The organism is Aquabacterium olei (assembly GCF_003100395.1).
Lineage (GTDB): Bacteria > Pseudomonadota > Gammaproteobacteria > Burkholderiales > Burkholderiaceae_C > Aquabacterium > Aquabacterium olei.
In genome coordinates this window covers 48,131-68,976 of record NZ_CP029211.1, presented here as the reverse complement: position 1 = coordinate 68,976, position 20,846 = coordinate 48,131, and the positions used below count along the sequence as shown (strand labels likewise).

At 62.5% G+C, this 20,846-nt stretch carries 23 protein-coding genes, 1 pseudogene and 1 other annotated feature; of the genes and pseudogenes, 11 read left to right on the top strand and 13 right to left on the bottom strand.

Annotated elements, in window-relative coordinates; translation table 11 throughout:
• Positions 1-17 precede the first annotated feature (17 nt).
• The 3 genes from arsC to arsA all read left to right on the top strand — a co-directional run bounded on the left by arsC (position 18) and on the right by arsA (position 2,942).
• Positions 18-443 (top strand): arsenate reductase (glutaredoxin), encoded by a 426-nt coding sequence (gene arsC, locus DEH84_RS17715; RefSeq protein ID WP_109038543.1) that lies wholly within the window; start codon positions 18-20, stop codon positions 441-443.
• A gap of 67 nt (positions 444-510) precedes the next feature.
• Positions 511-1,167: an arsenical resistance protein ArsH gene (gene arsH, locus DEH84_RS17710; RefSeq protein ID WP_245932830.1), complete on the top strand. Its 657-nt coding sequence runs from the start codon at positions 511-513 to the stop codon at positions 1,165-1,167.
• A gap of 17 nt (positions 1,168-1,184) precedes the next feature.
• Positions 1,185-2,942 (top strand): arsenical pump-driving ATPase, encoded by a 1,758-nt coding sequence (gene arsA / locus DEH84_RS17705; protein ID WP_159099053.1) that lies wholly within the window; start codon positions 1,185-1,187, stop codon positions 2,940-2,942.
• 4 nt (positions 2,943-2,946) lie between these two features.
• Here the strand turns inward: arsA and DEH84_RS17700 are convergent, their stop codons facing one another.
• From DEH84_RS17700 to DEH84_RS17690, 5 genes are read right to left on the bottom strand one after another with little or no spacing between them, the layout of a single operon-like run.
• The gene (locus tag DEH84_RS17700; protein WP_109038540.1) at positions 2,947-3,576 is read right to left on the bottom strand and encodes a LysE family translocator; all 630 of its coding nucleotides are present in this window, start codon (positions 3,574-3,576) and stop codon (positions 2,947-2,949) included.
• A 10-nt stretch (positions 3,577-3,586) separates the two neighbouring features.
• Positions 3,587-3,856, bottom strand: a complete 270-nt coding sequence (locus tag DEH84_RS17695; protein ID WP_245932821.1) for a hypothetical protein — start codon at positions 3,854-3,856, stop codon at positions 3,587-3,589.
• Between the two features lie 25 nt (positions 3,857-3,881).
• A complete protein-coding gene (locus DEH84_RS19245) occupies positions 3,882-4,028 on the bottom strand; it encodes a hypothetical protein (protein WP_170119688.1) in 147 nt (48 codons plus the stop codon).
• Positions 4,029-4,068: 40 nt separating this feature from the next.
• Positions 4,069-4,221 (bottom strand): hypothetical protein, encoded by a 153-nt coding sequence (locus DEH84_RS19240; RefSeq protein WP_170119687.1) that lies wholly within the window; start codon positions 4,219-4,221, stop codon positions 4,069-4,071.
• 29 nt (positions 4,222-4,250) lie between these two features.
• The gene (locus DEH84_RS17690) at positions 4,251-4,673 is read right to left on the bottom strand and encodes a DUF1810 domain-containing protein (RefSeq protein WP_109038778.1); all 423 of its coding nucleotides are present in this window, start codon (positions 4,671-4,673) and stop codon (positions 4,251-4,253) included.
• Between the two features lie 57 nt (positions 4,674-4,730).
• Between DEH84_RS17690 and DEH84_RS17685 the strand changes: the two genes are divergently transcribed.
• The 4 genes from DEH84_RS17685 (at position 4,731) to DEH84_RS17670 (ending at position 10,945) form a co-directional block, all read left to right on the top strand.
• Entirely contained in the window at positions 4,731-5,159 is a 429-nt protein-coding gene (locus DEH84_RS17685) for a VOC family protein (RefSeq protein ID WP_109038538.1), read from the top strand.
• A 118-nt stretch (positions 5,160-5,277) separates the two neighbouring features.
• The gene (locus tag DEH84_RS17680; RefSeq protein ID WP_109038537.1) at positions 5,278-6,432 is read left to right on the top strand and encodes a response regulator; all 1,155 of its coding nucleotides are present in this window, start codon (positions 5,278-5,280) and stop codon (positions 6,430-6,432) included.
• Between the two features lie 11 nt (positions 6,433-6,443).
• Complete coding sequence (locus tag DEH84_RS17675) at positions 6,444-9,968, top strand: hybrid sensor histidine kinase/response regulator (protein ID WP_159099052.1); 3,525 nt, start codon at positions 6,444-6,446, stop codon at positions 9,966-9,968.
• A 212-nt stretch (positions 9,969-10,180) separates the two neighbouring features.
• The gene (locus tag DEH84_RS17670; RefSeq protein ID WP_109038535.1) at positions 10,181-10,945 is read left to right on the top strand and encodes an SDR family oxidoreductase; all 765 of its coding nucleotides are present in this window, start codon (positions 10,181-10,183) and stop codon (positions 10,943-10,945) included.
• An 18-nt stretch (positions 10,946-10,963) separates the two neighbouring features.
• Here the strand turns inward: DEH84_RS17670 and DEH84_RS17665 are convergent, their stop codons facing one another.
• Positions 10,964-11,371: a VOC family protein gene (locus DEH84_RS17665; protein ID WP_109038534.1), complete on the bottom strand. Its 408-nt coding sequence runs from the start codon at positions 11,369-11,371 to the stop codon at positions 10,964-10,966.
• A 59-nt stretch (positions 11,372-11,430) separates the two neighbouring features.
• Positions 11,431-11,781: a hypothetical protein gene (locus tag DEH84_RS17660; RefSeq protein ID WP_159099051.1), complete on the bottom strand. Its 351-nt coding sequence runs from the start codon at positions 11,779-11,781 to the stop codon at positions 11,431-11,433.
• A 208-nt stretch (positions 11,782-11,989) separates the two neighbouring features.
• On the opposite strand from DEH84_RS17660, the gene DEH84_RS17655 reads away from it, so the two are divergent.
• The 3 genes from DEH84_RS17655 (at position 11,990) to DEH84_RS17645 (ending at position 13,629) form a co-directional block, all read left to right on the top strand.
• Positions 11,990-12,241: a type II toxin-antitoxin system Phd/YefM family antitoxin gene (locus tag DEH84_RS17655; RefSeq protein WP_109038532.1), complete on the top strand. Its 252-nt coding sequence runs from the start codon at positions 11,990-11,992 to the stop codon at positions 12,239-12,241.
• A complete protein-coding gene (locus tag DEH84_RS17650) occupies positions 12,238-12,492 on the top strand; it encodes a Txe/YoeB family addiction module toxin (protein WP_109038531.1) in 255 nt (84 codons plus the stop codon). The genes DEH84_RS17655 and DEH84_RS17650 overlap by 4 nt, the downstream gene beginning before the upstream one ends.
• Before the next feature lie 120 nt (positions 12,493-12,612).
• Positions 12,613-13,629, top strand: a complete 1,017-nt coding sequence (locus DEH84_RS17645) for an IS110 family RNA-guided transposase (RefSeq protein WP_109038530.1) — start codon at positions 12,613-12,615, stop codon at positions 13,627-13,629.
• Positions 13,630-13,965: 336 nt separating this feature from the next.
• Here the strand turns inward: DEH84_RS17645 and DEH84_RS19210 are convergent, their stop codons facing one another.
• The 4 genes from DEH84_RS19210 to DEH84_RS17640 all read right to left on the bottom strand — a co-directional run bounded on the left by DEH84_RS19210 (position 13,966) and on the right by DEH84_RS17640 (position 17,657).
• Positions 13,966-14,286, bottom strand: coding sequence for a hypothetical protein (locus DEH84_RS19210; protein WP_159099050.1), 321 nt, complete (start codon positions 14,284-14,286; stop codon positions 13,966-13,968).
• 306 nt (positions 14,287-14,592) lie between these two features.
• A complete protein-coding gene (locus tag DEH84_RS19205; RefSeq protein ID WP_159099049.1) occupies positions 14,593-15,267 on the bottom strand; it encodes a 4-fold beta flower protein in 675 nt (224 codons plus the stop codon).
• Positions 15,268-15,948: 681 nt separating this feature from the next.
• Positions 15,949-16,932 (bottom strand): hypothetical protein, encoded by a 984-nt coding sequence (locus DEH84_RS19200; protein WP_159099048.1) that lies wholly within the window; start codon positions 16,930-16,932, stop codon positions 15,949-15,951.
• 134 nt (positions 16,933-17,066) lie between these two features.
• A complete protein-coding gene (locus DEH84_RS17640) occupies positions 17,067-17,657 on the bottom strand; it encodes a hypothetical protein (RefSeq protein WP_109038529.1) in 591 nt (196 codons plus the stop codon).
• 125 nt (positions 17,658-17,782) lie between these two features.
• Here DEH84_RS17640 and DEH84_RS17635 point away from each other — a divergent pair, with 125 nt between their 5' ends.
• The gene (locus DEH84_RS17635; RefSeq protein ID WP_109038528.1) at positions 17,783-18,799 is read left to right on the top strand and encodes an IS110 family RNA-guided transposase; all 1,017 of its coding nucleotides are present in this window, start codon (positions 17,783-17,785) and stop codon (positions 18,797-18,799) included.
• A gap of 340 nt (positions 18,800-19,139) precedes the next feature.
• Here the strand turns inward: DEH84_RS17635 and DEH84_RS17630 are convergent.
• Together DEH84_RS17630 and DEH84_RS17625 are read right to left on the bottom strand one after the other, a co-directional pair.
• Positions 19,140-20,363: pseudogene (locus DEH84_RS17630) on the bottom strand (IS3 family transposase); the annotation flags it as partial.
• Positions 19,972-20,088: a sequence feature (AL1L pseudoknot), on the bottom strand. Its footprint overlaps the pseudogene before it by 117 nt.
• A gap of 50 nt (positions 20,364-20,413) precedes the next feature.
• Positions 20,414-20,623, bottom strand: coding sequence for a hypothetical protein (locus tag DEH84_RS17625; RefSeq protein ID WP_109038527.1), 210 nt, complete (start codon positions 20,621-20,623; stop codon positions 20,414-20,416).
• Between the last annotated feature and the right edge of the window lie 223 nt (positions 20,624-20,846).

The window sequence follows — 20,846 nt, the reverse complement described above, 5'->3', positions numbered from 1 at the left end:
AGAAAGACAATCGAGCCATGAGCGACACCACGATTTACCACAACCCGCAGTGCGGCACGTCCCGCAACACCCTGGCGCTGATCCGCAACGCGGGCATCGAGCCCCGGGTCATTCACTACCTCGACACCCCGCCGACACGGGCTGAACTCGTCCAGCTCATCGCCGACTGCGGCGTGGCCGTGCGCGACGTCCTGCGCAACAAGGGCGAGGTCTACGATGCCCTCGGCCTGGCCGACCCGAAGTGGTCCGACGACGAGCTGATCGATTTCATGGTGGCGCACCCCATTCTCATCAACCGCCCGATCGTCGTCACGCCGAAGGGCACTGCGCTGTGCCGGCCCTCCGAGAAGGTGCTCGACATCCTTCACCAACCGCAACAGGGCCCGTTCAGCAAGGAGGACGGGGAAGTGGTGATCGACGCGCAAGGTCAACGCCGTGTCTGACGCCACGCCTGATCTCAGCGACCTGCCGCAGATCGCAGCAGAGCACTTCCGCGTGCCGGATCCGGCCATGTTGCGGGCCAGCACGCCGTCGGCCCATCCGCCGCGCATCCTGATGTTGTATGGCTCACTGCGTGAGCGAGCCTTCAGCCGCCTGCTGACCGAGGAAGCGGCGCGACTGCTGCGCGCCATGGGCGCCGAAGTCCGCATCTTCAATCCGAGCGGACTGCCGTTGCCGGACGACGCTCCGGACACCCATCCCAAGGTGCAGGAACTCCGTGAGCTGACCCTCTGGTGCGAAGGCATGGTGTGGTGCTCGCCCGAGCGCCACGGGGCCATGACGGGCATCATGAAGGCGCAGATCGACTGGATCCCGCTGAACACAGGCGCGGTGCGGCCCACACAAGGCAAGACACTCGCCGTGATGCAGGTGTGCGGCGGGTCGCAGTCCTTCAATGCCGTCAACCAGATGCGGGTGCTCGGTCGCTGGATGCGGATGCTCACCATCCCCAACCAGTCGTCGGTGGCCAAGGCGTTCATGGAGTTCGACGAGCACAACCGCATGAAGCCCTCTAGCTACCTCGACCGCGTGGTCGACGTCATGGAAGAGCTGGTCAAGTTCACCTTGTTGACGCGCGACATGGCACCGTACCTGGTCGACCGCTACAGTGAACGCAAGGAATCCGCCGAGGAACTGATGCGCCGCGTCAACCAGCGCGCGCTGTAATCTGCAGGGAGCCGCACGTGACACTGTTCGACCAACCCACCCGATTCGTCTTCTTCACCGGCAAGGGCGGCGTGGGTAAGACCTCGCTGTCCACCGCCACCGCCATCCAGCTGGCTGACCGTGGCCTGCGCGTCCTGCTGGTCAGCACCGACGCGGCCTCCAACCTCGACGAGATGCTGGGCGTGCCCTTGCGCAACACGCCGACGCCGGTGCCCGCCGTGCCCGGCCTGTCCGTGCTGAACATCGACCCGGATGAGGCGGCCGAAGCCTACCGCAGGCGCGTGATCGCGCAGATGGGCGACGACACCACCGACGAGGCCCGCACCACGGTGCGCGAGCAGCTTTCCGGCGCCTGCACCACCGAGATCGCCGCCTTCGACGAGTTTTCGAGCCTGCTGGCCGGCGATGCCGCCGACTTCGACCACGTCGTGTTCGACACGGCGCCCACGGGCCACACCTTGCGGCTGCTCAGCCTGCCCAAGGCCTGGAGCGGCTTCCTGAAGGACAACGACCGGGGCGCCTCGTGCCTGGGCCCGCACTCGGGCCTGAAGATGCAGGAAGCCCGCTTCAATGCCGCACTGGCCGCGCTGACCGACCCGGCGCAGACCATGGTGGTGTTGGTCACGCGCCCGGAGAAGGGCGCCCTGCAAGAGGCCGGCCGGACTTCTGTCGAACTGAACGCGCTGGGATTGCAGCGCCAGATGCTGGCGATCAATGGCGTGTTCCGGGCCAGCATCGCCGACGACCCCATCGCCCAAGCGATGGAAGCGTGGGGTCACGCCGCGCTGGCCGACATGCCGGCGGCCCTGCAAGCGCTGCCGCGGGCCTCGGTGCCGCTGCGCGCCTTCGACACCGTGGGGGTGCCTGCCCTGCGCGCCCTGCTGGACGACGCCGCCGCGCAGGCTCTGCAACCCACGGCCGTGCCAGCAGACACCTCGCTGCTCGCCGCGCCCCTGCAGCGCCTGGTGGACGATCTGGCCACCGCCGGCAAGGGCCTCATCATGGTCATGGGCAAGGGTGGGGTGGGCAAGACGACGCTGGCGGCCGCACTGGCCGTAGGCCTGGTGCAGCGAGGCCATGCCGTGCACCTGAGCACAACCGACCCGGCCGCCCACCTCGCCAGCACGCTCGATGGCCAGTTGCCGGGGCTGGACGTCAGCCGGATCGATCCCAAGGCCGAAACGCATCGCTACATCGACAAGATCATGGCGAGCCGCGGGGCCGGCCTGAGCGACGACGAGCGGGCGTTGATGCTGGAGGACCTGCAGTCGCCGTGCACCGAAGAGGTGGCGGTGTTCCATGCCTTTTCACGCACGGTCGCGTCGGCCCGCAGCGCATTCGTTGTGCTGGACACCGCACCGACAGGCCATTCGCTGCTGCTGATGGATGCCACCGGGGCTTATCACCGGCAGATGACCCGCGAATTCGAGGGCAGCGGCGGGGCTGCACACCTCATCACACCGCTGATGCGGCTGCAGGATCCGCAGTACACGCGCATCATCCTCGTGACGCTGCCCGAGACGACGCCCGTTTCACAGGCCGCCGCGTTGCAGACCGACCTTCGGCGGGCGAAGATCGAGCCTTATGCCTGGGTCGTCAACCGCTCGATTCTGGCTGCCGGCACGCGCGACCCGCTCCTGACCGCGCGCCTCGCAGGCGAGCGCAAGCAGATGGCCCGCATCGCCGACGGTCTGGCGCGTGAGGTGTTTGTCGTGCCGTGGACGGCCGAGCCGCCGGTGGGCGTCGAAGGGCTTCAGCAATTGCTGCGCGTCTGAACGCTCAGCGCGCCACCACCAGCCGCAGGCCGAGCGCCATGAAGACGCCGCCTGCCACACGGTCCAGCCACGGGCCGACTTGCGGGCGTCTGGCCAGCCACTGGCCCACGCGCCCGGCAAAGTAGCCCAGCGCGCCGAACAGCACGGCGGCCTGCAAGGTGAACACGAGGCCCAGCGCCCCGATCTGGCCGGCCGCTGAACCGTGGTCCTTCGCCACGAACTGCGGCAGGAAAGACAGGAAGAACAACCCGACCTTGGGGTTGATCGCGTTGGCCAGCATGCCCTTAAGGAACAGACGGCCCAAGGGGGTGTCATCCATCGCGGAGGCACCCGGTACAGGGGTCGGGCCCCGGCTGCGCAAGGCCTGCCAGCCCAGCCACATCAAGTACAGCCCGCCGCCCGTCTTCAAAGCCGTGAAGGCCACCGGGGAAGCGGCAATCAGCGCACTGACGCCCAGCACGGCCAGGGCGGTGTGACTCAGGCAGCCCACTGCACAGCCCAGACCGAACACCATACCCTGGCGGCGGCCTTTCGACATGCCCAGCCCCAGCACCATCAGGTTGTCCGGACCGGGCGTGGCCGTGACCAGCACGGCAGCGAACAGAAAGGCAGTGAACTGATCGGGGGTGAGCATGGCGGGAAGGTTACAACCCCAGAGCGCCACGCAGGACCACGGTGGCCGCCGCAGCGAGCAGCCACACGCCGACGCGCTTGAGCAGCGCGGTGTCGAGCGTGCGCCCCGACGACTCGGCGGGGCGACCGAAGCCGACCACGAAAGCATGGGCCGGCAATGCGATGACCAGCAGGGTGGACACAATCAGTTCGACGCCGCCTGCGGCCGTCGGGCCGCCGAACCGGGCCCACAGAAAGGGCCATGCGAGTGCAGCAATGACGCCGGCCAGCGCGGCGGTCAAGGGAGTGGGGCGAATGGGATGATCCTTACTTGTTCTTCAACTTGCCCTTGGGCAGCACGGACGTGGTTGGCGCCATGGGCCGGGTGGACGTGCCGGTCGATTCCTTCGGAGGACTGGTGTCCTTCTTGGGCTTCTTGGCCATCTTGTTGCTGCGCTGTTCGCCTTTGGGCATGTTGTGGTCCTCTTGAAGGTGTGGCCTCGCGTCCGGGGGCTCAACCAGGCAGGGGCTCACCCTGAGGGGCAGGCATGTCGGGCGATGGCGCTGCCGGTTCGGCATGCGCCTTGCGCTGGGCCTTCTCGGCCTTCTTCAGCTTCTTCTGCTGTTCGCGCTGCCGCTTTTCGAACTGGTAATTGGGCTTGGCCATGGCGGGTGCTTTCTGAATGGTCTGTCCGTTCACCTTAACACCAAAGCGTTCCCATCGCGCTCGCCCGCAAACCACTGCCCCAACGCTTCATGGAAGCACGAGCCGGCCGGGCTGACCGCGGCGAAGAGCGTGACGCAGGAGTGAAACTTCCTTGCGTCGATGTCCCCAAAGATCGCCACGGGCGAGGTGGCCTTGTGCGTGAGCGCGGCCTCGACACACTCGATGAGCCGAGGGCCCAACTGCGGGTGATTCAAATACGCCTCGGCCTCGGGCAGCCCGGAAATGCCATATCGCCAGGCCATCTCGCTGTGTCCCAGGCCCCGCAGTTGCGGCAGGATGTACCACATCCAGTGCGAGCGCTTGCGGCCGGCGCGCAGTTCTGCCAGAGCAGAAGCGTAGCTGTGCTCTTGCGCGTCGAGGAATCGCTGGAGATCATACGGGTCGGTTGCCATGAGCGCCTCCGCTTTTCGGCCGCCGCTCCCATACTCATGCCCACTCAGGAGCACACCATGGAAACGCAGGAACTGCATCGCGGCCGGCTGATTGATCACATTCAACTCGTTGTACAGGATCTGCCGGCCAGCAAGGTGTTCTACGAGGCGGTCCTGGGGGCACTGGGCATCCCGCTCGGAGGCGAGGCCGACGACTACTTCTGGGCGGACGAGCTGTTTGTTTCAACGGCCGAGAGCGCCGCGGCGCAAGGCGCACTCACCGGACGGCATCACCTGGCGTTCCAGGCTCGTGACCGTGCCATGGTGCAGGCGTTCCACGCGGCGGCACTGGCGCATGGCGGCCGCGACAACGGCGCCCCCGGAGAGCGCCCCTACCACCCCGGCTACTACGCCGCCTTCGTGCTGGACCCGGACGGCAACAACATCGAAGCGGTCTACCACGGTGAGGCAAACAGAAGCGCCGCGTCGGTCCGCATCACCTTCTGACACCGGGAAACGCCGCGTTCGCAATTTGTTACTTATCGGTTAACCTCCGTACACAACTGTCGAGCTCTCTGTGCTGTCATCACCGGAGGGCGCGGACCATGCTGGTCACGGAGGGTCGATGACGAACACCGAAGCCGGGGCGGACGAACCTCGTCCATGCATCCTCATCGTCGACGACGCGCATGAAAACCTTCGTGTCCTGGGCGACCTGCTGCGCCCCGCCTACAGCGTCCGGGTGGCCAACAGCGGCGCGCGGGCGCTGGAAGTGGCCGATCTGGACCCGGTGCCGGCGCTCATCCTGCTCGACATCATGATGCCCGGCATGGACGGCTACTCGGTGCTGCGTGCACTCAAGCAATCACCCCGCACGCAGGACATCCCGGTCATCTTTGTGACGGCGCTGGACGCCGCCGAAGAAGAGGAGATGGGGCTGAGCCTCGGGGCCGTGGACTACGTGACGAAGCCCTACAAGCCCGCGTTGCTGCTGGCGCGCGTCCGCTCGCATCTTGAACTCAAGCGCGCCCGCGATCGGCTGGCGGACCAGAACGCCTTTCTGGATGCCGAAGTGCGCCGTCGCACGGCCGAGAACGAGCGGGTCAAAGAAGTGACCCTGATGGCGCTGGCCACGCTGGCCGAGAAACGAGACAACGAAACCGGCAACCACCTGCGCCGCACGCAGGCCTACATCACGCTGCTGTTGGAACGACTCAAGCAGAAGCCGCGGTTTGCCGAGGCCTTGGAGGATGCCGCGCTGCGCGATCGCATTGCCCAATGTGCGCCGCTGCACGACATCGGCAAGGTCGGCATCCCCGACCACATCCTGCTCAAGCCGGGCAAGCTCACGCCGGAAGAATGGACGGTGATGAAGACCCATGCGGCGCTGGGCGCCGAAGCGTTGCGCGAGGCCGTGGGCCGCGTGCGCTTTGCCCGCCCCGACGCGCCAGGGGAGCCCTTTGCCTTCCTGGAAACCGCCGCGCAGATGGCCGAAAGCCACCACGAGCGGTGGGACGGCAGCGGCTACCCCAAGGGCCTGCGGGGCGATGAGATTCCGCTGCCCGGCCGGCTGATGGCGCTGGCCGATGTGTTCGATGCCCTGATCTCGCGCCGCCCGTACAAGGAGCCCATGCCGCTGGCGCGGGCCGTGGCCATGATCCGCGACGAACGGGGGCGACACTTCGATCCCGATGTGGTGGATGCCTTTGTTGAACTGGTCGACCAGTTTGCCGAGGTCGCGCGTCACTTCGCCGACGACGAGCACCCTGCAGCCGCCTGACGGAGAGACGCTTGCACATTCCCCGCCGCTGGAGGCTGCTCGCCCTGTTGATCGGGCCCGTGATGCTGACGCTGGGCCTGGCCTCGGCCATGAACTACTACTCCCATCAGGTCGCCATCACTGGCTACCAGACGGCCTCTGCCCAGCATGTGGCCACGATCCGCGCAGCCTTCGAAGCCAACGCGGTCTCGTCCGAGACGCTTGAGCTCATCCAGACGATTGCCCTGGAGATCAACGCCCGCAGGGAGGGGCTGCGTCAAGCCGAAGATTGGCCCGCATTCCGACGCATTCAGGAGGCGCGGCTGGCCTTGCAGAACAAGCGGCTGCAGGAACTGCTGGCACGGGAAAAGGACGCGGAGCGTCGCCAGGCGCTGGAAGAGGCCCTGGTGCTCATGGACGATCTTCAGCGCTTTCTGGCCACGTCCGATGCCCTGATGGCACAGCCACTCGACGTGGTGAACCAGGCGCTGCTGGCGAGCCGCAACACCTCTCTGCGGTATGCCCTGCAGTTACAGCGTTTCAACGAGGCCATGTCGAAAGAGGGTGTGGCCCACCTGCAAGCGACCGAGGCCGAGGTGGAACGCTACAGCACCCATTCCACGCAGATCAGCGGAATCGGACTGCTGGTGGCTGCCGCCCTGTGGGCCGTGGCCGCAGTTGTGCTGGCCCGGCGTCTGGAGGTGCTGGATCGTGCCGTGGGGCGGCTGGCCAAAGGCCAGCATGCCGGCGAGGACCATGATGAATTCGCCGCCGTCCGCGAGATCGCGCGGGCGCAGAACCCCCTGACGTCGACCCTGGCCCAGTCGGTGCTCACCTTGCAACAGGTGCAGCGCGAGCGGGATGCAGCGCAGATCGCCTTGCAGGAGCGCGAGCAGCTGTTCGCCACCATCGTGCAACAAGCCCCCGCCGGCATTGCGCTGATCGCCCGCGACACGCTGGGCATGCTGCGCTTCAATGAGGCCGCTTACCGCTCACTGGGATACGACGCCGACGAGTTCGCCTCCCACACGCTGCACGACCTGGCGTTCGGCAAACCGGAGCAACTCGACGGACTGGTGGAGCAGGTCTTCTCGGAAGGCGGCGTCGAATTCGAAGCGACCAGCCGCACCAAGGCCGGTGAGCTGCGCGACTACTGGGTCTCCATGAAGCCGCTGGCCCTGCCAGGGCGGGACTGCATCAGCGCGATCTGGCTGGACATGACGGAGCGCAAGCGCGCCGAGTTCGAACTGGACCGCTATCGCAAGCACCTGGAATCGCTGGTGGCCGAGCGCACGCGCGATCTCGAGCGGACGCAGCAGGACCTGATCGTGGCGCGCGACATGGCCGAGAGTGCCAGCCGGGCCAAGAGCGCCTTCCTGGCCAACATGAGCCATGAGATCCGCACCCCGATGAACGCCATCGTCGGCATGGCGCATCTGCTCAAGGGCGAGGCGCTGAACCCGCGCCAGCAAGAGCGCGTGGACAAGATCACCGGTGCGGCCATGCACCTGCTGGCCGTCATCAACGACATCCTGGATTTCTCGAAGATCGAGGCGGGCAAGTTCTCTGTCGACCCCACCGACTTCAACCTTGAGCAGGTCATCTCGCAGGCCTTCTCGCTGGTGGCCGAGAAGGCCGAAGCCAAGGACCTCGAGCTGGTCTCCGACCTCGACCATGTGCCCACCGCCCTCCACGGCGACCCTGTGCGCCTGGGGCAGATCCTGCTGAACTTTCTCAGCAATGCGGTGAAGTTCACCGAGCGCGGTCATGTGCGGCTGCGCGTGCGGACTTCGCGGCACGAAGAAGACAGGCAATGGTTGCGCTTCGAGATCGCAGACACAGGCATCGGCATCAGTCCCGAGCAACAGACCCGCCTGTTCACCGCCTTTCAGCAGGCCGACGATTCCACCACCCGCCTGTACGGCGGCACGGGCCTCGGCCTGGCGATCTGCGGCCGTCTGGCAGATCTGTTGGGTGGCACGGTGGGCGTGCACAGCGCGGCAGGGCAGGGCAGCACCTTCTGGGTCGAACTGCCCTTCACGCTCGCTGCGCACGCGCCGCCTGTGCTTCACGGCTTCGCACCCGACGCCCGCGTGCTGGTCATGGACGACATGGAAGAGGCACGCGAAGCGATCCAGGTCGTGCTCACGCAGCTGGGCGCCGCCCGCGTGGACACCTGCGTGAATGGCGAAGAAGGGCTGTCACGCGTGACCGCGGCGGCCCAGGCGGGTGCGCCGTACACGCACGTGTTCGCAGACTGGAACATGCCCGGCATGACCGGTGCCGAAGCGTTGCGGCGACTGCGACACCTGCCCCTGCCCGGCCACCCCGTGGGCATCCTCTTCAGTGGCAGCAGCGGCAGCCCGGAACATGCCGACCCCGCAGCCGGCATCGATGGATTCATCGCCAAGCCGGTCCTGCCATCGGCTGTGGTGAGCGTGCTGGCGCGCACTGCCCTGACCAGCGTCCAGCATCTGCCGGCGCCCATGCAAGCGGGCGATGCGCCCACCCGCCTGAAGCCGGGACAACGCGTGCTGCTGGCCGAGGACAACGCGCTGAACCGCGAGGTGCTCGGTGAATTGCTCGAGCGCCTGGGCCTGACCGTGGACAGCGTACCCGACGGCGTGGCCGCCCTCGAAGCCGCAAGCCAGGCGCACTATGACCTGATCCTCATGGACCTGCAGATGCCCCGCATGGACGGCTTGCAGGCCGCTCGGGCCCTGCGGCAGTTGCCCGCCTTCGGCACCACGCCCATCGTGGCCGTGACCGCCAACGCCTTCACCGAAGACCGGGCCAACGCACTGGCCGCCGGCATGAACGACCACCTGGCCAAACCCGTGGACCCCGCCGCCCTGCGCGCGGTGCTCACGCGCTGGCTGGGTACCCTGGGAGATCCGGCCTGCTCGGCAGAGGCACCCGTGCCACTGCCCACGGCGACGCTCGCCGCACTCGCGGGTGTTCCGGGCCTGTCTATCGCCGAAGCATTGCGCCACACGGGTGGTTCTGTGCAGCAGCTCCACGATCGACTGCGCCGATTCTTTGACGAGCACGGCGACGATCCGACCCAGATCTGCCTTGAAACAGAAACCGGTGACCGCACCGGTGCAAGGCGGCGAGCGCACACCTTGCGCGGCGTGGCGCTCATGTTCGGCCTCGATGCCATCGGGCTGGCGGCACAAGAAATCGAGTTGTTGCTGCAGCCAGAGCATGACGTGGGCTCGGTCGCTCATCACCCGGCGATGCAACGCCTCAGGGCCGCCCTCTCGGACGCCCGGCAGGCGTTCGCGTGCGTTCCTGCACCGGATGCAGACTTGCCAGCGATGCAAGCCAGCCTCGCCCCCCACGAATTGCGGAACGACCTGCAAAGCCTGGCAGATCTGCTGGCGGTGGGCGACATGGATGCGGCCGATGCGTGGGAACGTCTCGCACCCCAGTTGACGATTCACTTCAAGCGCGACACGGCGGCGCTGGGAGACGCGATGGCGCGCTTTGACTATGGCAAGGCGCTCACCATCGTGCGGGACGTCCTCTCAAACATGAACGCATCGCAAGCCTGAAGGGCAGGGCGGCCCGTTGTCGACACCACCCGCGGCCATCGCGGCCTGATGGAACGCATAGCCTTGCGCGCGCGTCGTGATGCTCTGCCATCTCTGTTGAATCGAGTTTGCCAGAGACCGATCCCAAGGAACTGTTGCTGACAGCAAGAAACGGAGTGCCACGCAACCCCGAAGCCCCAAGACTGGCCCCTTCATCCACCAAGGAGCAAAACATGATGCTGTTGAATGAGAAGGTCGCCATCGTGACCGGGGCGAGTTCGGGCATCGGCCGCGCAGCAGCACGGCTGATGGCACAGCAGGGCGCGCGAATCGTCGTGACCGCGCGGCGCGAGGCGGAACTGGCCGCGCTCGTCTCGGAGATCAGGGAGCGGGGCGGAGACGCCGTCGCCCTGGCTGGCGACGTTCGCGATGAACGCCATGCCGAAGCCCTGGTGGCCCTTGCCGTGCGGACGTTCGGCGGACTGGACATCGCCTTCAACAACGCCGGCACGCTCGGCGCGATGGGCCCCACACCGTCGATCGCGTTGCACGACTGGACAGAGACCCTGGCGGCAAACCTGACCAGCGCGTTCATCGGGGCCAAGCATCAGATCCCGGCCATGCTGAACCGGCAGGGCGGCAGCCTGATCTTCACGTCCACGTTCGTGGGATACACCGCCGCCTTCCCAGGCATGGCGGCCTACGCGGCCAGCAAGTCGGGGCTCATCGGTCTGACACAGGCACTCGCGACCGAGTTCGGCCCCAGCGGCATCCGCGTCAACGCGATCCTGCCTGGCGGCACCGACACGCCGATGGGCCGCGAGGTGGCCAACACGCCGGAGGCGGAGGCCCACGTGAAGGCACTTCATGCGCTGAAGCGCATGGCCACCCCGGAGGAAATCGCCCAGTCCGTGCTTTACCTCGCGTCCGATGCCGCGTCCTTCACGACCGGCACCGCCATGCTGGTGGACGGCGGTGTGTCGATCAGCCGCGCGTGACCGCGCGGGCCACGTGCGTCAAGCAGCCGGCTTCGGCATCCGGTAGAGCGCGCACAGCTTGTTGCCGTCCGGGTCCCTGACATAAGCGAGATACAGCGAACCGAGGCCGCCGGCATCGCGCAGGCCAGGGGGCTCTTCGATCGACTGGCCACCGTTCGCAACTGCCGTGTCATGAAAGGCCTGCACCTGCTCGGGAGACTGACACTGAAAGCCGACGGTCCCTCCGTTCGCCGGACACGCAGGCTCGTTGTTGATCGGTTGAACCACGCAAAAGGTGTTGCCCTGATGCCGATAGAACAGGCGTGTGTGCCCGGTCGCGTTCTGATTGCGCAGCGGCTCTCCGGCGCCCAGAACGCCGAGGACCGCGTCGTAGAAGCGCTTCGAACGCTCGATGTCGTTGGAGCCCACCATGACGTGACTGAACATCGCTTGTCTCCTGGATTGTTGGGAGAGCACAGCGTACATCGACATGAGCCGGCCTGCTCTCAGACGGGCGTGCGTCCGAAAAAGACCGGCTGAAAAAGAACGCCGTCCCTGCGCTCGACGTCCTCGAACCCCGCCTGATGGAGGAGATCCATCAATCGGTCGACCGAGACCGCGTCATAGCGGCTGCGAAGAACCTCCGTTTTGCACGTGCCATCACCGAACTCGGAGGTGAGGTACATGCTCACGTTGTACTGGTCCCCATCCCACTCCCACACCTGAACGGCCAGAAACCGGCGATCGCGTTCAACGCGCAGCCCGTATGGCCGCACGTCTGGCGATCTACGGTCGATCGCCGTAATCGCGAACCGAAAACACAGCCACACCGCCAGGGTTGCAGCGCGCGATGACATTGCTGAAAGGCCGTCAGAATGTCGTCGTCTGTGAGCAAGTGCGGGATGCTGTTGTCGCAGGCCAGAACAGCATGAGAATGCCGAAGGCATGGCCTGTGTTGGCGTCCGCGTTGAACCGCCGGTTAGACCGCGCAGCCTGACCGGAGCGCTGGACAGTTGCCACGGCTTTATTGTACAATGTTGCGTACAACTCTGGAGCCCTCCAACCATGGATGCCATCTCGTACTCGTCTGCTCGCGCCAACTTGGCCAGCACCATGGATCGCGTGTGCGAAGACCATGAAGCCCTCATCATCACGCGCAACGGCCAACAGTCTGTTGTGATGCTCTCTCTTGAGGACTTCACTGCCCTTGAAGAGACAGCGTACCTTCTCCGCAGCCCCTCGAACGCGAAACGACTGATGGGCGCGATTGAGCAGTTGAATGCTGGTACTGGCACGGGACGCGAGCTGGCCGAATGAAGTTGATCTTCGCAGATGCCGCATGGGATGACTACCTCTACTGGCAACAACAAGACAGGCGCATGGTTGAGCGCATCAACAAGCTGATCAAAGAGGCGCAGCGTGAACCCTTTGCCGGGATCGGTAAACCTGAGCCTTTGAAGCACGCGCTGGCGGGATATTGGTCCAGAAGAATCACCGACGAACACCGCATGGTTTACAAAGTTGATGGCGATTCAATGCTGATTGCCCAATTGCGCTACCACTATTAACGCGGCCTAACGAATGAAAGGGACTTCCCCGTCCCGAGCTAGCCGCGTATTGCGGCGAACGGCATCGAAGTGCCACGATGGGGTTGCGAATCTCATCAACTCACTCGGAAGGGGAAGTCCATGGCCATTATTGCGATTGGGATCGATCTCGCCAAGAACGTGTTTGCGGTGCACGGGGTGGATGCAGCGGGCAAGGCGGTGCTGGTGCGTCCGGCGGTGCGGCGAGATGCGCTGCTGGAGCTGATGGCCAAACTGCCGCCGTGCCTGATCGGCATGGAGGCGTGCTCGGGGGCGCACCACTGGGCGAGGCAGTTTCAGCAGTTCGGGCACCAGGTGCGCATCATGGCGGCGAAGTTTGTGGCGCCGTATCGGCTCAGCGGGCGGCGAGGCAAGAACGACGCGGCAGACGCGCAGGCGATCTGCGAAGCGGTGCAGCGCCCGCAGATGCGGTTCGTGCCGATCAAGAGCGAAGACGCGCAAGGCCGCTTGAGCATCCACCGCGTGCGCCAAGGGTTCATCGAACAGCGCACCGCCACGATCAACCGCATCCGAGGTTTGCTCAGCGAGTACGGTCACGTGCTGCCGCAGCGCGCCGAGGTGGTTCGGCGCGAAGCAGGCCAATGCCTGGAAGACCTGCCCGGCTGGGCCAACACGGCCATCGGTGACCTGCTCAGCGAAGTTCACCGGCTCGATCAGCGCATTGCCGAGTACGACCGCCACATCGAGACGATGGCCAAGGCCGACGACCGCTGCCGCAGGCTGATGTCCATACCCGGTGTGGGCGACAAGACGGCCACCGCCCTGATGGCCAGCATCGGCAGCGCGCACGACTTCAAGTGCGGCAAGCAGCTGGCGGCGTGGTTGGGCCTGGTCCCCAGCCAGTACAGCTCTGGGGGCAAACAGCGTCTGGGGCGAATCACCAAAGCCGGTGACGGTTACCTGCGCATGCTGCTGATATTGGGAGCGAGAGCGGTGGTGGCCAATGCGAAGAAGAAGGACGACCGGCTCAGTCGCTGGGTGGCAGACCTGGCTGAGCGACGTGGGTACTGGAAAGCCGTGGTGGCGGTGGCGGCCAAGAATGCGCGCATGGCCTGGGCGATGCTCAGCAAAGGCGAAGCGTTCAGGCCATTGACCTGACGACTGCCTGAGAGTGCCCGTGTACCGATTCATGGCGTGATGCCGCGTTGATGAACCAAGGTTGGACCTGCGCGGGGAACAAGGTAAGCGGCGCCGGAGCACCGAAGGTGCGGAGGGTACCAACAAGGGCCATGAAAATGCCGAAGGCATGGCCCTTGTTGGCGTCCGCTTGACCGCCCAGTTAGGCCAAAGTGCGGTTGCATGCGGCTGGTGCCCAAGCGCGGTGATGGCGTTACTACTCCCAGAGGGATGGCGTGCACCAGTGGGCGGGCAACGTTGCATATTGATCTATTCGTCCGTTCGGCTCGAGTTTACCCCAAAGGGGACAAGCTTTACCTATGTATTTAGCGATGAGATAGATGCATAACCACCCGCAACGAGGAAGAACAGGCTTGTCACTACTGCAAATGCCGCAAGGATGAAACGTGCATACTTTTTATTTGTGATATTTGAGATGTTTGCGTAAAAATCGGCGGCAACCCAGACGCATAAGAAAAAAGAAAACAGCAGTAGTGCGCTTGCCATTATCACCGCGCCTGTCGGAAAAAACGGTAAAACTTTATCTTTAAAATGAATGATTGCTGCGCTGCCGGCAAAGACTGCGACACAGACACCTAGGCGTTCAAAAAATGAAATGATAGTTTCAAGTGGGTTCATGGCTTTTGTTTTTATGGTGATGGAGCAGGTGGACTAGATGGAATTCCTAACGAACTTCAAAAATGCGTTTGGAGTTTCCAGAGTTTAATATTGGTTCGGCCTAACGCCTAGGTTAACCGGCGCCGGAGCACGAAGTGCGGAGGGCACCAACAGCGGCCAATAAAATTGCGAAGCAATTGGCCGATGTTGGCGTCCGCGTTGAACCACCAGTTAGGCTGGGGAGCGTAGGCACGGTGTACCTGCTGAGATCAACCATATATCAATGGTCATAAGTCAAGCGCGGAGATTCTTGCCTAGATCGATTGTTTAGCGGCCTAGCCACGCGCGAAATTGTTTGGGATCCACCCTGGGCGTGATGAACTGATTTACCGTTAGGTAGGCAAGAATTTTTCCATCCTTAACGAACCGAGGAGGGGTTCGCGAGAATTCGTTGAATGGAGATAAGGCGCTGTAAGGATTGCCATAGGTGGAATACTCGTTGAATATGGATTTTCCGCTATACGGATTGCCATACTCGCCATACTGATTGGTTATTGACCCTGAATCATAGGGGTCGCGATTTATTTTGCCGAGAAGGACATTATCTGCCGCGTATAGTGCAGAGCCGAGTAGTGCGTCGAGCGCGACGTCGGAAGCGAGGGAGGTGGGTTCTGCTCCGATGATTCCATCTTCAAATACATCTTCGTACGGGTGCGGCAATTTGGGCTTCCGAAGTCGCTTCAGAGGCTTCAATGGCTTTAATGGTCGCAGTGGCTTTTGTGGGCGCTGAAGGGGGCCGAGCTTCGGTCGACGCTGTTCAGTTTTGTCGCGTGCGACACGATCATCACCAAGGATGTAGCCAAGGAACTCTCCATCAGGGGCATATAGTTGATTTCCGCCAACAATGAAGCCTAGCCATTCAGCATTGGGCGCGAATACGTTGCTGCCTTGCTGAAAGGCTACATAGTTGCCAACGGTATTGAATAGATAACGGACGGACAACTTAACTCTCCTTTGTGGAGAAGTAGGTGCCCGCTGCTGCCATTGCCAGACCGGGAAGTAACGTAGCAAGCCCTGGCCATGTTTGATCTGAAGTCAAGAGGTTGACTCCAAAGCCAATGGAGACGTTTGCAACGAGCAGAAGTACCGCGCCTATTGTCGCGTTCGTTTTCTTTGTGGTGTACCCATCCAACGTAGCTACGCGCTGTATTTAGATCATTGCGGAGGGAAACGTTCTCCTCTTGGAGAATCTTGTAGTAGTGCATGACCATGGTAATGGCCGTCTTGTTTCCCGTTAGTTCGTCGACAGACAAGCCGGCCAGCTCGTCCGTTGACAAACCAAGTATTTGTCGATCCCTGGCTGCCGCAGCCTGCTTTGGCTCTGCGGCCGCCTGCTGTTCTGTGTTTGGAAGCAAAGTCATGCTGGACCTATCTTCGAAGTACCAGTGGGAGTTTATTCAAGAAGCCTAACGCCCACGGTAAGCTGCGCCGAAGCGAAGCGTAGGGAACAAAAAGGCGAAGCCTTTTTGCGTCAGCTTGACCAACCAGTTAGGCCAACCCAAGTGACTTGAATGCTTGAACAACAGTGTTTGCAAAGCAAATTCCTTCCAGTGTTTTCGATACGGTGACTTTGCCAGAAATTGCGTTAGGTTCAAGTGTCCACAAAACTCGGCAATGGCCTTTTTAAGTTTGGGTTGCTCGGTATTCTGTGATTTGATTGCATAACAGGTTGAGCATTACCGTTTCGTCGTGAAAGCCTGCGCAGATTTCTTCAATCGATTTGTAACTTTCGATTGCGTCCTGCGTCTTTGTGTTTGCCAGAGGTTTTCTCTCCTTGACGCTGAATTTGTCTTTAAAGAAGGACCATTCGCCGTGTACTAATTGATTGCGACGCCTGGATATCTTGTCAATCTTGTCGATGTGCTCGATTGCTTGGTTGCGAATTTTGTCACTTAAGCCTGCAGTTGCTGCCGCCGCTCTTATTAAATCCGAACGAGCTTTCATGTTCTGGGTTGAGTAGAAAATAGCCTCGGCTCGCTCGCGAGATATTTCCATGAGTGATGCCAACAGGTGAGCCAAGGCACCTTCTAGCAAATTGGCGCGAATGACAAGAATACCTAATATCTTCAATATTCTCACATCATAGGATTGCCCAAAAAATATCTCTGTGTTTTGTCCCGAGTGCTCCTTCCCCTTGAGCTTTGAATGCAATCCATGCATTTCGTGTATTTTTGGTGGGGACGGCATTGTTGACAAAACATGAAGCAGTGATGAGGCCATTTGGGCGGAAAGCTCTGGCCCGATTAATGTGCTTAAGCAGGTATTGTTGTCGGTTAGAAATTGAAATTCTATGGCCCCATTGGTTCCATTTCCTTTAGGGATTAAGGTAAATACTGCATTGGTTGAGAACGGGAGTGTGACGCGCTTTTCTGGGTCGCCTTCTTTTATCCTTTGCGCAGCTGCCGTAAGATTAAGGATCTCAAGCGCAATCCGTCCCATGACCTCAGGGGATGCCATGAAGTAGTGGTTCTTCCCGTCCTTATCTAGGAGGCCAAAGTGGGTCGTTCCGTCCTCTTGGATGAGGAACCGGTGTGGATTTTTAATCTCTATTGAATGACCAAACTCCTGTTGGATTTCGTCTTCAGTAGGCATGGTGCCGTCGTTCATGTTGGTACTCGCAAGTAGTAAGGCCTAACTACCAAGGTAAGCGGCGCCGGAGCACCGGAGGTGCGTAGGGCACCAACGCTGGCCATGAAAATGGCGAAGCCATGGCCAGTGTTGGCGTCCGCTTGACCACCCAGTTAGGCGACATTTTCTGGCCCATTTCGACTGACCTCTTTCTGTTCGCTTTCTCGCTGCGCGCACCAAACAGAGTAGGGGATCTTGGACCTGCTGCGCCTGTACTCTGCTTCCAAATCGAACTGCGCGTCGAAGCCGATCTCTCTACGTTGCTTGGACATGAAGAGTGCTTCGCGTTGAGCAGGCGTTTGCACAATTTGAACGGTCCTGAAGCCATCGAGCCGCCAGTTCTCCGCCTTGAGCGTTACGGCCCGTGATGTTTTTCTATGCGGTGCATGGCCTAGTTGTAAGAAGACCTGCTCTAACAAGGTTGCCGTCAGTGCGGCCACGAGGTCGTCTGTATTTCTCGCGATTCGCGCGAGGTCTCTTCCGTGAGCCAAGTTGTTGGTGACTTGGTTCATCCAGTCTTCATCGCAGATTTGAATGTTTGTTTTGACGCTCAGTTCGATGGCATCAATGACCTTCAGAACGTATCGGCGCCATGTTGCGAGAGACGTGCATTCCTTCAAGTCGCGCCAAGCGGCTTCCCCGAGCAAGTCCTCGATTGCGGACTTGAGCGCGTACATATGCGACAGGTCGTGCTTCATCGGCATGGTGATGTTGCCTAACGAATGAAAGGGACTTCCCCGTCCCGAGCTAGCCGCGTATTGCGGCGAACGGCATCGAAGTGCCACGATGGGGTTGCGAATCTCATCAACTCACTCGGAAGGGGAAGTCCATGGCCATTATTGCGATTGGGATCGATCTCGCCAAGAACGTGTTTGCGGTGCACGGGGTGGATGCAGCGGGCAAGGCGGTGCTGGTGCGTCCGGCGGTGCGGCGAGATGCGCTGCTGGAGCTGATGGCCAAACTGCCGCCGTGCCTGATCGGCATGGAGGCGTGCTCGGGGGCGCACCACTGGGCGAGGCAGTTTCAGCAGTTCGGGCACCAGGTGCGCATCATGGCGGCAAAGTTTGTGGCGCCGTATCGGCTCAGCGGGCGGCGAGGCAAGAACGACGCGGCAGACGCGCAGGCGATCTGCGAAGCGGTGCAGCGCCCGCAGATTCGGTTCGTGCCGATCAAGAGCGAAGACGCGCAAGGCCGCTTGAGCATCCACCGCGTGCGCCAAGGGTTCATCGAACAGCGCACCGCCACGATCAACCGCATCCGAGGTTTGCTCAGCGAGTACGGTCACGTACTTCCGCAGCGCGCCGAGGTGGTTCGGCGCGAAGCAGGCCAATGCCTGGAAGACCTGCCGGGCTGGGCGAACACGGCGATTGGCGATTTGCTCAGCGAGCTGCACCGGCTGGATGAACGCATTGCCGAGTACGACCGGCACATCGAGACGATGGCCAAGGCCGACGACCGCTGCCGCAGGCTGATGTCCATACCCGGTGTGGGCGACAAGACGGCCACCGCCCTGATGGCCAGCATCGGCAGCGCGCATGACTTCAAGTGCGGCAAGCAGCTGGCGGCGTGGTTGGGCCTGGTCCCCAGCCAGTACAGCTCTGGGGGCAAACAGCGTCTGGGGCGAATCACCAAAGCCGGTGACGGTTACCTGCGCATGCTGCTGATATTGGGCGCGCGAGCGGTGGTGGCCAATGCGAATAAGAAGGACGACCGGCTCAGTCGCTGGGTGGCAGACCTGGCTGAGCGACGTGGGTACTGGAAAGCGGTGGTGGCGGTGGCGGCCAAGAATGCGCGCATGGCCTGGGCGATGCTCAGCAAAGGCGAAGCGTTCAAGCCATTGACCTGACGACTGCCTGAGAGTGCCCGTGTACCGATTCATGGCGTGATGCCGCGTTGATGAACCAAGGTTGGACCTGCGCGGGGAAGGCTCGGTTAACTTGTGAAGGCGCCACGTGGCGACCTTGACTAACGAATGGAGCCCCCGCGTGCGTCTTTCATCAGGGTCCGCAGCACAGTGATGCTGCTTTGAAGACCGGTTGTAGTGTTGCCGTCCTTATCCCTTGGTTGACCTTTGCGCGACTGATCCCTGGGTTGGTGTTTTGATGGTTTGCAGGTTCCAGGTGAATCGCCTTCGGCGAATCACCTGAACCGCCCCGGCTTCTGCGGAGGCCAGTTGCTTTGAGTCAGACGTTGATCGCGGCCTGACTAGCGCGTTGGGAATGGTATCGGTCTTCGAACTCGGCAGGTGGCCTGTAGCCCAGGGGTGCCATCAGCCGATGGTGGTTGAACCAGGCGACCCATTCCAGCGTCGCCAGCTCGACCGCCTGCTTCGTCTTCCACGGCCCGCGGCGGTGAATCACCTCGGCCTTGTAGAGCCCGTTGATCGTCTCGGCCAGCGCGTTGTCGTAACTGTCACCGCGGCTGCCGACGGAGGGTTCGATGCCAGCCTCGGCCAAGCGCTCGCTGTAGCGAATCGACAGGTATTGCGACCCCCTGTCGGAATGACAGATGAGCCCGTCCTTCTCGGTCGGCCGCCGGGCGTACAACGCTTGTTCCAGAGCGTCGAGGACGAACTCCGTGTGCATCGAGCTGCTCTGGCGCCAACCGACGATCCGACGGCTGAACACGTCGATCACGAAGGCCACGTAGACCCAGCCTTGCCACGTCGAGACGTAGGTGAAGTCGGTGACCCACAGCTGGTTCGGATGGTCGGCCTTGAACTGCCGATTCACACGATCCAACGGGCATGGCGCCTTCGGGTCAGGCACCGTCGTGCGCTGTCGCTTGCCTCGGCGAACTCCCTGCAGGCCCGTGCTGGCGCATCAAGCGCTCCACGGTGCAGCGCGCGATGTCGATGCCTTCTCGACGCAGTTGGTGCCAGACCTTGTCGGCACCGTAGACCCCGAAGTTCGCCTGCCACACGCGACGAATCTGCGGCGCCAGTTCAGCGTCGCGCAAGCTGCGTCGGCACAGCAGCGCCGGGTCGCGTTGACAGGCCGCGTGCCGCCAGTACGCCGACGGGGCGATCTGCAGCACGCGGCAGATCGACTCGACCCCGAATTCTTGGCGATGCCGGTCGACGAACGCCTTCAGGACTTGATGCGGCGGTCGAGCTCCGCCTGGGCGAAAAACGCGCTGGCCAGCTTCAGAATCTCGTTGGCCTTGCGCAGTTCGCGCACCTCGCGCTCGAGATCTTTGATGCGCTGCGCTTCCGCCGTCGTCGGCCCACCGCGCAGGCCGTGGTCGCGCTCGTGCTGCTTGATCCAATTGTCCAGCGTCTGCGCCGTGCAACCGATCTTGCCGGCGATGGACTCGATGGCCGCCCACTGTGACGGGTGCTCATCTCGGTGCTCCAGCACCATGCGCACCGCGCGCTCGCGAACCTCGGGGGAATACTTCGAACTTCTCATCTTGGCTCCATCATCTCAAACGAGGGAGCCTCCTTCAAAGCCGGGGCGGTTCACTCCTCGCGGGTCATGAACTTCCAGCCGGGCGTGGTGTACCAGTTCACTTCTTGTTTGAGACGCTTGCCGGCCTTGGGCGCCGTGGTGCTTTGCGCGGCTGCGCTGTCCTGTGCGGGTGCCTGGGGCGCGTCGGCGCCCGTGGCGCAAGCACCTCCGGCGACAAACAGACTCAGGAGGCAGGCAATGGCGTTTTTGCTCAGGTTCATATTTGGCTCCGATCGGTGAGCGAGCCCCCGCTCTTCAAATACATGTTTGAAGCCTAGGCGTCTTCATCTGTCCCCACTTGATCCACCTCATACGTATGACTCGGTTGAAAACGACTTCGTCTTGGTGTGTCGCTTCGTTGACCGAAAGAGCGCGCGACCCTTCGTGGCGGCCCGCGACAGGGACCGCACATGAGGGCGGACCGCCCGTGCCGTGGCGTTCTTC